Below are 12042 nucleotides of genomic sequence, written 5' to 3' on the forward strand. Positions count from 1 at the left end.
GGCAGTTTAGCTCAAATTGCTGTTTTATGTATAATAAAAGACGGTGAAAAAACACCGCCTATAATAAGCTATTTATTTTGTGTTATTTCTTTGTAATAAAGGTAATCGACTTTATGTTTGGTAGCCATTAACTGCGAAGCTAAAACAGCAGTATAAAGAGTGGTTAGTACAATTGCTCCAACACCAAGACCTGAAAGGTTTAGTTTATTAGAAGTGCTCATTCCATTATTACTTGTGGTTGCTCCTTCCATTTCATAACCCCCTAATTTGTTATAGGGATATTATCTGTAACCGCATTTAAATTTATACCAACGAATAAAGGACGGACGTATAGGAAACAGGCAGGTGTCTAATAAGGTCTTAAGTTTGTGAATAAATACACTTAAACTATCGGGTGCGTTACTTTTAGATCCAGCTGCCGAACCAGGCGGCTTTTTTCTTATTTAACAAAAGGGACAGGTTAGTTCAATAAGAATTAGTTAATATCGACTTTGACGAATTATAATTATAGTGTTAGTAAGTGTTTGTAAAAGGAGAAAATAAAATGCCTGTTATTGAGCATCAACAATTTATTAAAGCACCTGTTGAAGTATGTTTTGACCTTGCTAGAAACGTAGATATTCATACTCAAACGACCTCTAAAACTAAGGAAAGAGCTGTTAGTGGAGTGACAGAAGGGTTATTAGAACAAGGCGATACTGTTACCTGGGAAGCCATCCACTTTGGTATTAAACAAAGGTTGACAGCCAAAGTGACATTAATGGAAAAACCTCTTATGTTTGTAGATGTTATGGTGAAGGGTGCATTCCATTCCTTTGTTCATACCCATCAATTTATTGAAGAAGCTGGCGGAACTATAATGATTGATAAATTTCAGTATAAATCACCTTTCGGACTAATTGGTGTTGTAGTGGACAAGTTATTTTTGGAGAAATATATGAGGGCATTTATTGTTTCCCGTGCAAAGGCACTGAAAAAGATTGCTGAAAATATGGGTTAACCTTCGTCTAAAAGAAGGTGCTTGTGTTCAACTCTAATCGAGTAGCTTTTATCTTTTTGAACTAATGGGGCAGCATTCCTGTAATGAATGAAAATGGAGTTTGAACAAAAAAATAACCTCTTGGTAGAATGAGAGAGTCCTGAAGCCGGCAAGCAAAAAGGACAAAAATCTCAAACACCAGGAGGCTTTACAATGAATTATAACCAGAATAAGAAGATTGCTCAAATCACTTCTCAAACTCTTATTATAGGAGTCGATATTGCGAAATTCAAACATGTGGCTCGTGCCCAGGATTTCAGGGGAATGGAGTTTGGATCCCCGTGTCAATTTGAAAATACAAAAGAAGGATTTGAAAACTTTCTTAAATGGATTTCGGAAATCAAAAAAGAACAGCGTATGAGTAAAGTGATGGTTGGCATGGAGCCAACAGGCCACTATTGGTTTAATCTGGCCCATATCTTAAAAGAAAATGGGATAAAGTTTGTCGCAGTAAACCCGTTGCACGTCAAGAAAAGCAAAGAGTTGGATGATAACTCACCCACCAAAAATGATGTGAAAGATGCCAAGGTCATAGCCCAGCTGGTCAAGGATGGAAGATACGCCGAACCAACAATACCGCAAGGTGTTTATGCAGAACTCCGTGTGGCAAAGAAAATACGCGATCTTTTAACTGAAGACCTACAAACGGTCCAAGGACAGGTGCACAACTGGATTGACCGGTATTTTCCGGAATTCCTCAAGGTTTTTAAGAAATGGGAAGGTAAGGCTGCTTTACAATTCTTAAAGCTCTATGCCTTGCCACATGAAATAGCTGTATTCACCGAAGAAGAACTACTCGTCCATTTGAGAAAGTCCGTATCTCGGAGTGTTGGATTAAACAAGATCCGCGAATTAAAACAGGCAGCTAGCCAGTCCATCGGACTTCGACAAGGTGCTGAAATGGCCAGGCTGGAGCTAAAAACCATTCTGGCTAAGTATGATTTAATTCAGTTACAATTCGAAGAATTGGACGCCAAAATAGACAGCCAGCTTGATGAAATACCAGGTGTACAACAAATGTTAGCGATAAAAGGTGTAGGCAGGGATACAATTGCCGGCTTCTTTGCGGAAGTAGGAGATTTAGGTGAATACAATCATCCAAGGCAGATTATCAAGCTGGCCGGCTTAAGCTTAAAAGAAAATACATCCGGCAAGCACAAAGGAAAAACGACCATCACAAAAAGAGGCCGAAAGAAACTCAGGGCACTGTTATTCAGGGTCTGTATGATTCTCGTCGCCAAAAATTCTGCATTTAAAGCATTACATGCTTACTATACTCAACGTCCGGATAATCCTTTAAAGAAGATGCAGTCCCTGATTGCTTTGTGTAATAAACTAATTCGGATTTTCTTCAGTATAGGAAAAAAGCAATTTGATTTTAATGAGGAAAAGATGCTAAAGGACATCCCTCATTTGGCAGTAACAAAGAAGACGGAAATGGCAGCTTAACTTTTGTTTAGATTAGATAAGTAGTAGTTCTTGCTTTTATAGTTTTGGAGACATTTGAAGCACGGATTAGTCGGCAAAGCAACTAAATTACGGGCTTGGACCCTGTGGGGCAGCATGGCTGACATCCACCTCATGGAAAGGTTGGACGAAGGAATTTGAGAGCGAAGACTCTGTGAGACATGGGAGGGTTGACCTCCATGAGTAAATGTGGACATCCACCAGTGCGGTTATATTTTTACTCATCCACCATTTTCTGTAAGGGATTGGTTAGTGGGTTCTAACTCTTTTTTCTCACTCTGTCCAAAAATATCCTTTCAAGTGAAGATCCTCCATTTATAAAGTGAGTTACCGAAAGGTAAATAACTATGAAATTCTAAGAAAACAAGAGTAAATAAGTGTTTTCGCTTCTTTTATTGAGGGAGGTTAGTTTAGAAAACATTATATGCTTAGTTATTATTCATGCACTAAGGGGATATAACCAATGGGGAAAAATAGAAGAAACTCTTTGCTGGTTAATTACAAAATTTGTGGTGTTTGATTTGATAAATAGTGATTCGACTAATTGGCTAAAAGAAAACACCTCTCCAAAAGAAAGGTGTCTTGTATTAGCTGTCGTGTTTTATAAACGACTCCAGTTCATTCACCTTATTGCCATTCGTTAAGTGTGACACTCCAAAAGAATTCCCTTTGCCGCCCTTATTGATGGTAACGTCCAAATCGTTGAGTAATTGTCCCATGTATTGATACGCCGTCTCCATGCTTGCCGGTACGGGTTTCCAATCCTCAGCATGTTCAAGGTTGTCCTTTTCTTTCCCCGTATCATCGATATGGGCGGTCCGTTCAAATGATCATGGCTTATTCCAGCTGCAAGCATTCGCAAGTTGGCAAAGTCCTCATCGAAACTTTCATTTTTGTCATCAATATAGTGCTGCATATTTTCATAGAGATCATTGGCTTTTGTATAATAAACAAATCCAACATCTTCTTGCTTTAATTCATCAAAACTTTCCTCCGGTGCCCGATTGAACTCCGCCGCCATTTCAGCAATCCATTCTTTTGCTTCCGGAGAAAATTCAACCGTATCATTTTCAACCGCGGCTGGCTGATCGTCCGTTTTTGCAACCGATTTAGCGTCATTTCCATTACATGCCGTCAACAATCCGACTGCCAACATACCGACCAATCCGATTTTAATGATTTTCAAAAACAGTCCTCCCTTTAACAGAAACTATGACCCGCATTCTTCTAAAATGGATGATGGCAATCTTCTAATATTTTACATATCATTATATTCGTCTTTCCAACCATCTACAAGAGTTCGCGCAATGTTTTGAACTTAATTATGATATACTTTGTGCGATAAGTTCTCAAAGGTAAGGGAGGGTTAAATCAAATGATCAAACGTAATAAGATAGCCATCATTGGCCTTGGTGCCAGTGTATTCCTTCTGCTCATACAATTGGTGATGGATACAAAGGGTGTTTACTTTCAACTAGGGCCGCCATCCAAAGGCATCGGGCATCATACCATAAGCGCCTTGCTCATTATTGCAGCCGTCATTTCAGCTGTATATATGTTAACGGATAAAGGGATGAAATGGATGGCGATAGGGATTGGGACCTTTTTCATCTTAGTAACTAGCGCGCCGAATCTGCTCATGGAAACCAAATACACCACGTTCTCCTCTCCCGATCAAAGCGAAAAATTTGTGGCGATCGAAAAAGGGTATGTCAAACTTTACCAAGTATCCAATTCAGGCTTATTCATGACCGCTTTGACCAGAACCAGGCTCGATGTCGATCGGGAATACAAACCATTTTCGGAAGGGGCCTATGAATTGGAATGGGAGTCACCCAATACATTAATCGTCCATTATGCTTTTAATTATAAGCATCAGTTTAAAACGATTGAATTGCAATACCAAAACGATTAACTCGATGCCAAATGTGGAATAAGCCCCTCTTTTCTCCATAGCAACAATCTTCGAGATAACATCCCTTGCTTAAATACGAGAGGTCTTTTTCTAAGCAACCAGTTTCTGGTACTACACAATTACATTGGAGTTACATTAAGATATTGTGAAGAATTCCACTTAAACTAACGGGTGCTTTACTTAAATAAGAAACCTTCAAAAACAGAGAAAACCCGCTAATATGCGAGTTTTCTTTTTCTATAAATCCTAATTTAATTAGGGTATTGAAAAATTGAATTGTAAGCGTTACACTTACTGTAGTAGTATGCACATGCATTAAGCAGGCAGCTTTTTTTATGCCGCTTAATGCAAACGTTTGCGCACCAAACAAAGATTATAGAAAAGAAATTTATATATAATGAGGGTGTTAACATGAAAAAGGTATGGTGGAAAGAAGCAGTTGGATATCAAATTTATCCCCGCAGTTTCCAGGATTCAAACGGAGATGGAATTGGCGATCTTCAGGGAATTATTCAGCGGCTGGATTATATTAAAGGGTTAGGCATTGATGTCATATGGATTTGCCCAATGTACAAATCCCCTAATGATGATAATGGATACGATATTTCAGACTACCAGGATATCATGGAGGATTTCGGTTCGATGGAGGATTTCAATCAGCTGATGGATGAGGTCCATAAGCGCGATATGAAGCTGATTCTGGATCTTGTGCTGAACCATACAAGTGATGAGCATCCTTGGTTTATTGAGTCCCGTGAGTCCAAAGAGAACCCGAAAAGAGACTGGTATATTTGGAGAGACGGAAAGAATGGCAAGGAGCCAAATAACTGGGAAAGCATTTTCGGCGGATCGGCATGGGAATACGATGAGAAGACAGAGCAGTATTATCTTCATGTTTTTTCCACCAAGCAGCCTGATTTGAACTGGGAAAATAAAGAGGTCCGCGAGGCTTTATATGATACGGTGAACTGGTGGCTGGACAAGGGAATCGACGGCTTCCGGATTGATGCCATCAGCCATATCAAAAAGCGTGCCGGCCTGCCTGATATGCCGAACCCAAAGAAGAAAAAGTATGTTTCTTCCTTCGATATGCATATGAACCAGGAAGGCATTCACGAGTACTTAAAGGAATTTAAAGACCGCACCTATGCGAACTATGATGTGATGACAGTCGGCGAGGCAAACGGTGTTACAGTGGATGAAGCGGACCTTTGGGTCGGGGAAGAGCAGGGTAAGATGGATATGATTTTCCAATTTGAGCACCTTGGTCTTTGGGACGCGGAAACAAACCCTGAGGTTGATATTGTCGAGCTGAAAAAGGTTCTGACCCGCTGGCAGAAAGGCCTGGAAGCGGACGGATGGAACGCGTTATTCATCGAGAACCACGATAAGCCGCGTGTCGTTTCCACATGGGGAAATGATAAGGAATACTGGCAGCAAAGCGCAACAGCTATGGGTGCTATGTACTTCCTGATGCAGGGTACGCCATTCATTTATCAGGGACAGGAAATCGGCATGACGAATGTCCAGTTCCCTTCCATTGACGACTATGATGACGTTGCGGTAAAGAACCTGTACCGCCTGAAGAAAGAGGAAGGCATGTCTCACCAGGACATTATGGACATCATCTGGGCTTCTTCCCGCGACAACAGCCGTACGCCAATGCAGTGGTCCACTAAAGATAAAGCAGGATTCACCACAGGTCAGCCATGGATGAAGCTCAATCCGAACTATAAGGAGATCAATGTGGAGGTCCAATCGCAGGACGGAGACTCTATCCTTTCTTTCTATAAAAAAATGATTCGATTGAAAAAGGATAATGAGGTCTTCACCTATGGCCAATACGATCTGCTTCTTGAAGATGACCAGCAAATCTATGCCTATACCCGTACATCTGATGATGACAAGGTAGTCGTGATAACAAACCTTTCAACAGAGGAAGCATCTTTTGAAACAGATGATAAGCTTTCTTATGAGCAGCTTTTATTAAATAACTATCCAGTTGAAAAACATGGTGATATGGATTCATTTACGCTTAAGCCTTATGAAGCCCGTGTGTACCGATTGAAATAATTTCTTTTAGCAGGATTCTCTTTTGGGGGATCCTGCTATTCTTTTGCCTGCACCTTTTTGAAACCGGCCAAAAATGCTAAAATGAGGAAAATAACCAATGGAGGCGCAGGCAATGGCAAAGGGTAAAACAAATGCGATGCGTATGCTCGATGCTCAAAAGGTCGTGTATGAACTGATTACTTATGAGAGCCAGGGCGGGAAGATTGATGGTGTTTCGGTTGCAGAGAAAATCGGCAAAAATCCTGAAGCCGTTTATAAAACTTTAGTTGCTCAAGGCGTGAGCAAGCAGATCTTCGTGTTCATCATACCCGTGGCAGAAGAGCTCGACCTGAAAAAAGCCGCAAAAGCTGCCGGCGAAAAGAAAGTGGAAATGATCCCGGTCAAAGATATCCAGAAGCTCACCGGCTACATCCGCGGAGGCTGCTCCCCGGTCGGAATGAAAAAGCTGTTTCCTTCTTTCATCGACAGAAAGGCAGAAGAACTGGATCTGATCATAGTCAGCGGCGGCAAAATCGGCATGCAGATGGAGCTCAAGGTGGACGACCTGCAGAAGGCCATTGGGGCTGAACTGGCGGATTTGATCAAATAATAAAAGCAAGAGTGCTGAATCACCCTGATTCAGCACTCTTTTTTTCATAGGCTCTCACCCATCCCGCTCCTTTTGCATACTGTAAGGTGAAAATGCATTTCGAAAGGAAGTGTAGGAGTGGCTGGGAAAATATTAAAATACTTCGCCGGCGGGAATACAGCCCGGGGATTCCACAATTTATTCGACTCAAACCTGGCAGGGCTTGACCGCCTATATATTTTAAAAGGCGGACCGGGAACAGGCAAATCATCCCTGATGAAAGCAATCGGGGCAGACCTGTCCGAAAAAGGCTATGACCTGGAATACATTTATTGCTCATCTGACAGTCAATCGCTCGATGGCGTCATCATTCCTTCTTTAAAAGCAGGCATTGTCGATGGAACAGCCCCGCATGTGATCGAACCGAAAGCACCCGGCGCGGTCGAAGAATATATCAATCTTGGCGAAGCCTGGGATTCAAGGGCACTGGCTGCATGTAAAGAAGAGATTACCGTACTGTCGGGCCAAATCAGCAATTCCTTTGCAACAGCCTATGACACGTTTGCCGAAGCACTGAGGATTCATGATGAGTGGGAAAAAATCTATATAGAAAATATGAATTTTCAGAAGGCGGATGAACTGACGAAAAAGCTGATTGCGACCTTCTATGCAAATACGAAATTAAATAAGACTCCAACTGTGAAGCATCGTTATTTAGGGGCAGCCACTCCGATTGGAGCGGTGGATTTTGTGCCGAATCTTACGGAGGATATTCAAAAAAGATACTTCATAAAAGGGCGTCCGGGTTCCGGCAAGTCCACCATGCTGAAGAAGCTGGCAAAAGAAGCTGAAAGCCGGGGATTTGATATTGAAATCTATCATTGCGGTTTTGATCCGCACAGCCTGGATATGATCATTGTGCGTGAACTGGGCCTCGCTATCTTTGACAGCACGGCTCCGCATGAATATTTTCCGAATCGGGATGGTGATGAAATCGTCGATATGTATGAAATAACGATCAACTCAGGCACAGATGAAATTTACGCTGAACAGCTAAAGGATATCAGCACCCGTTATAAAAATAAAATGACAGAAGCCATCTCTTATCTGGCACGGGCAAAAACCCAGCGCGACACACTGGAAAAAATCTATGTAAATGCTATGGACTTTTCAGTGGTGGACCGGATCAAAGAGCAGATCCGCTCAGAATTGCTGCTGATTGCAGAAAAAGTTTAATCACGAAAGGAGTATTTAAATGGATTATATGAACTATCCGTTTTATCCCTATATGTATGAGCAAAATGAACATGGACGCATTTTTCCGGGCGGGGGATCAGGAGGAGGCTTCAGCATCCCTGGTTTTCCAGGCGGAGGATCAGGAGGAGGCTTCGGCATCCCGGGATTCCCGCCGGGTGGAGGGTTCGGACCACCAGGACCGCCACCAGGTGGACCGGGCGGCGGATTTGGACCTCCGGGACCACCACCGGGACCTCCAGGTGGTGGAGGAGGCCCTGGAGGACAGGATGGACCACCATCGGCTCCTCCGCCAAACTTTACACCTCAAATGCAGCAGGTTAGCACATTTGCTGTTGATCCTGGTGCCATAAGAGGCTGCTTATTCCGCAATACCTTTGTATGGCTGCAAAACGGAAACAGCTTCTGGTTCTACCCAACCTTTGTCGGCAGAACCTCTGTTGCCGGCTGGCGCTGGAGAAACTGGCGCTGGACGTATTACGGAACAGATTTGAGGAGAATTCGTTCCTTTCAATGCTTCTAACATACAAAAGAGGTATCCCGCATAAGGATACCTCTTTTCGTATATTAAAAAAGAAGATGTGCAGCCAGCACGATCACCGGCAATGTAATCAGCGTCCGCTGGATAAAGATAATAACAAGATCCCAGAAAGATACAGGTATCTTAGAGCCAAGCAGAAGTCCGCCCACCTCTGACATATAAATCAGCTGGGTAACAGATACTGCAGCGACAATAAAGCGGGTCATCTCACTTTCAATGCTTGCTCCGATCACGGATGGCAGGAACATATCGGCGAAACCGACCACAAGTGTTTCAGAGGCGGCTCTTGCTTCCGGAACCTGCATTAATTCAAGCAATGGAATGAACGGCATTCCCAGATACGTGAAAACCGGCGTGTATTCGGCTACGATCAGAGCCAATGTTCCCAAAGCCATGACAATCGGAGCTACACCCATCCACATATCCAGAATATTTTTAGCGCCATCCTGGAAGAAGGCTTTCAGGCTTTGATTGGTGCGTGCTTTATCTAACGCCTGCTTAAGCCCCCAGCTGAAAGGAGTATGTCCTTCAGGAATATTTTCATCAAGCTCCGCTTCCTGCCCGTTATAATACGTATCAGGTTTTTTTGCCAGAGGCCAAATCCTCGGGCTGATGATGGCGCAGATGAAACCTGCCGCGGTGATGGTCAGATAAAAAGGCACAAACATATGGCCAAGATTCACCTGTGAAATCACGACAAGGCTGAAGGTAATGGATACGACAGAAAACGTTGTGCCGATAATGGCTGCTTCCCTTTTCGTATAATAGCCTTCTTCATACTGCTTGCTGGTCAAAAGAACACCAATTGTGCCATCTCCAAGCCAGGAAGCTACACAGTCAATAGAGGACCTTCCCGGCAGCTTAAATACCGGACGCATGATTTTCGTTAAAAGGGCGCCAAAGAATTCAAGCAATCCGAAGTTCAAAAGCAAAGGCAGGAACAGCCCCGCAAATAAAAAGACCGAAAACAGGATCGGCAGAAGGTCATTTAAGAGCAGACCTCCTGTGTTTTCGGACCAGATCTGTTCAGGTCCGATTTGAAATAGGGTGATAACGGCAAAAACAGCGCCTATGAATCTTGCTGCTGCCCAAATATAGGGAACATCAAATAAGTTTTTGAAAAATGGGCTATTTTCTATAAAAGCAGGCTTGGCGAATTTCGCCAGCAGAGTGCCCAAAAAAGTAATTACAATAATAAAGGCCATAATTTCCGGAAGGTAGTCTGTAAGCAGATTTTGAATCCAGCCTGAAAAAATAGCTATAGGGATCGTAATATCCCCCTGGTATTTGATCGGAACCATGAATAAGCTGATTCCCATTAAAGACGGTATGAGAAATTTTATCAGATCGGAAGAAGAATGCTTCTTTCTGGATGCATCAATCAATATCATTCACCTTTTTCTTATATTTATAAACCACATGTTATTTTAATTCATTACCCCTAAAAAGCCAACCCTTTCTCTTAAATTCCACCGTTTACCTTCTTTTTAAACTTCTTATTTATTGTCTCCCATATTATGTTAAAATATGAAATAATCAAAAAAATCAAAAAGCGGGTGTAGGGATGTTCAGGTTTCGGTTATATTGGACCTTCACGAAGAAGGCCTTTCTTCGCTCGGCCGTTTATCGGTTTGATGTATGGTCACGGCTCGGCTCAAACCTCATTTTTCTGCTGATGTGGGGCTCGATCTGGACAGCATTATATGCCGGCAGGGAAGAGGCTGGCGGCGTCAGCTTTGAGTCCATGCTGACATATATTGTGGTCAGTCAGTTTTTAACGGGAGTTAATGGGGCAGGCACCCCGCTATGGGAAATCCAGGAGAAGGTTCGTACCGGCGATATTTCCTTGGAATTAATGAGGCCGTTTGATGTGCCGCTCCGCTACCTTTTTGCCGACTTTGGCAGTGTAGCCTTTTACATACTGACAGCGCTGCTCCCTTTATATACCGTCATGTTCATTTTTATGGATTTGACATTGCCTTCAGGATGGGAGACCTGGGCGTTGTTTATCGTATCCGCTTTTATAGGATTCCTGATCCGTTATTGCATTGAAATGTCCTTCGGGCTGCTTTCCTTTTTCCTCGTTGAAACGGGCGGAATTGTCGATGTCTTTTACTTCGCCATGTCCCTTCTGTCCGGTTCCGTCATCCCGCTGTGGTTTTTCCCGGGCTGGCTGGAAACGATGGCGCTTTACCTGCCGTTTCAGGGGATCTATTACATACCAAATGCCATTTTTATAGGCAAAATCTCTGGTACGGAGATTCTGCTTTCCCTGGGTGTCCAATTATTCTGGGCTGCAGCCAGTTATCTGCTGTTACGGTTTGTCTGGAATCGAGCATCCCAAAAAGTGGTGGTACAGGGGGGATAAAGTGTGAGTGTTTTAAACTATTTCGATTTGTATTTCAAGCTCATCTCCGCAGGGGTGAGAGCCCAGCTGCAGTACCGGTTTGCTTTTGTCATGAGGATTGTGGGCCTCATTACATCCTATACAGGCACCGCTCTTACGATGTGGATCATGCTTTATCAGTTTCAGGAACTCGGCTCTTGGACGTTTTACGAGATGCTGTTTCTTTTTGCTGTCTCTGTTTTATCCTGGGGGTTTTGCATCATTCTCTTTTTCCACTTCAGGGGATTGGACACCTACATTTTAAACGGCACGTTTGACCGCTTCCTTGTCAGGCCAATCAATCCTTTTTTTCATTTCATGGCAATGAAATTTGATGTCGCCTCTTTTGGGCAGTTCATCTTCAGCATCGGCATTTTTATTTTGGTCAGCTTTAAGCTGCAGCTGGATTGGACAATGGGGAAAAGCTTGTTTCTGCTGTTATCTGTGGTGGGGGGCATCCTTATTCAGGGAGGACTGCTTGTCATGATTTCTGCCCTCGCTTTCTGGACGACGAAATCGGAGCAATTTTATTGGGTGGCCATGTTTCCTGCCCGAAATCTGACCAATTATCCTTTGGTCATTTATCCGAAAGCCGTCCAATGGTTTACGGCATTTGTGATCCCATTCGGCTTTGTGAACTATTTTCCTGCGGCCGTCCTCCTTGAAAAAGAAACACCCTTTTTCCCGGAGAATATCGGGTATTATTCGCCGCTTGTCGGCATTGTCTTTTTCGCTATTGCTTATTCGATCTGGATGCTGGGTTTAAAGCGATATAAAAGTACAGGTTCATAGGAGGGCT

Annotated in this window: 12 protein-coding genes; 9 read left to right on the top strand and 3 right to left on the bottom strand. The window is 43.0% G+C overall.

Features of this window, described 5'->3' with window-relative positions; translation table 11 throughout:
• Nucleotides 1-68: 68 nt before the first annotated feature.
• Nucleotides 69-251, bottom strand: a complete 183-nt coding sequence (locus CHI10_RS04545) for a hypothetical protein (RefSeq protein ID WP_048009494.1) — start codon at nt 249-251, stop codon at nt 69-71.
• A 293-nt stretch (nt 252-544) separates the two neighbouring features.
• On the opposite strand from CHI10_RS04545, the gene CHI10_RS04550 reads away from it, so the two are divergent.
• Nucleotides 545-1000 carry an SRPBCC family protein gene (locus tag CHI10_RS04550; protein WP_095243146.1) on the top strand — a complete coding sequence of 152 codons (456 nt, stop codon included), beginning with the start codon at nt 545-547 and terminating at the stop codon, nt 998-1000.
• A 192-nt stretch (nt 1001-1192) separates the two neighbouring features.
• Nucleotides 1193-2488, top strand: a complete 1296-nt coding sequence (locus tag CHI10_RS04555; protein ID WP_009336790.1) for an IS110 family RNA-guided transposase — start codon at nt 1193-1195, stop codon at nt 2486-2488.
• Between the two features lie 658 nt (nt 2489-3146).
• Here the strand turns inward: CHI10_RS04555 and CHI10_RS04565 are convergent.
• Entirely contained in the window at nt 3147-3692 is a 546-nt protein-coding gene (locus CHI10_RS04565; protein ID WP_095243148.1) for a hypothetical protein, read from the bottom strand.
• A gap of 189 nt (nt 3693-3881) precedes the next feature.
• On the opposite strand from CHI10_RS04565, the gene CHI10_RS04570 reads away from it, so the two are divergent.
• The 5 genes from CHI10_RS04570 to CHI10_RS04590 all read left to right on the top strand — a co-directional run bounded on the left by CHI10_RS04570 (nt 3882) and on the right by CHI10_RS04590 (nt 8839).
• On the top strand, nt 3882-4421 hold the full coding sequence (locus CHI10_RS04570) for a hypothetical protein (RefSeq protein WP_095243149.1): 540 nt from the start codon (nt 3882-3884) through the stop codon (nt 4419-4421).
• Between the two features lie 411 nt (nt 4422-4832).
• Nucleotides 4833-6494, top strand: a complete 1662-nt coding sequence (locus CHI10_RS04575; protein WP_095243150.1) for a glycoside hydrolase family 13 protein — start codon at nt 4833-4835, stop codon at nt 6492-6494.
• 112 nt (nt 6495-6606) lie between these two features.
• Nucleotides 6607-7083 carry a Cys-tRNA(Pro) deacylase gene (gene ybaK, locus CHI10_RS04580; protein WP_095243151.1) on the top strand — a complete coding sequence of 159 codons (477 nt, stop codon included), beginning with the start codon at nt 6607-6609 and terminating at the stop codon, nt 7081-7083.
• 117 nt (nt 7084-7200) lie between these two features.
• Complete coding sequence (locus tag CHI10_RS04585) at nt 7201-8298, top strand: PRK06851 family protein (protein ID WP_095243152.1); 1098 nt, start codon at nt 7201-7203, stop codon at nt 8296-8298.
• Between the two features lie 19 nt (nt 8299-8317).
• Nucleotides 8318-8839, top strand: a complete 522-nt coding sequence (locus CHI10_RS04590) for a hypothetical protein (protein WP_095243153.1) — start codon at nt 8318-8320, stop codon at nt 8837-8839.
• A 44-nt stretch (nt 8840-8883) separates the two neighbouring features.
• Here CHI10_RS04590 and CHI10_RS04595 read toward each other — a convergent pair whose 3' ends face one another.
• On the bottom strand, nt 8884-10248 hold the full coding sequence (locus tag CHI10_RS04595; protein ID WP_095243154.1) for a YjiH family protein: 1365 nt from the start codon (nt 10246-10248) through the stop codon (nt 8884-8886).
• A 173-nt stretch (nt 10249-10421) separates the two neighbouring features.
• Here CHI10_RS04595 and CHI10_RS04600 point away from each other — a divergent pair, with 173 nt between their 5' ends.
• Nucleotides 10422-11225 carry an ABC transporter permease gene (locus CHI10_RS04600; protein WP_095243155.1) on the top strand — a complete coding sequence of 268 codons (804 nt, stop codon included), beginning with the start codon at nt 10422-10424 and terminating at the stop codon, nt 11223-11225.
• Nucleotides 11226-11228: 3 nt separating this feature from the next.
• Nucleotides 11229-12035: an ABC transporter permease gene (locus tag CHI10_RS04605; RefSeq protein ID WP_095243156.1), complete on the top strand. Its 807-nt coding sequence runs from the start codon at nt 11229-11231 to the stop codon at nt 12033-12035.
• The last annotated feature ends 7 nt before the right edge of the window (nt 12036-12042 follow it).

Origin of the sequence: Bacillus sp. 7894-2, assembly GCF_002272225.1 — a bacterium.
In the GTDB taxonomy this organism is placed as follows: domain Bacteria; phylum Bacillota; class Bacilli; order Bacillales; family Cytobacillaceae; genus Cytobacillus.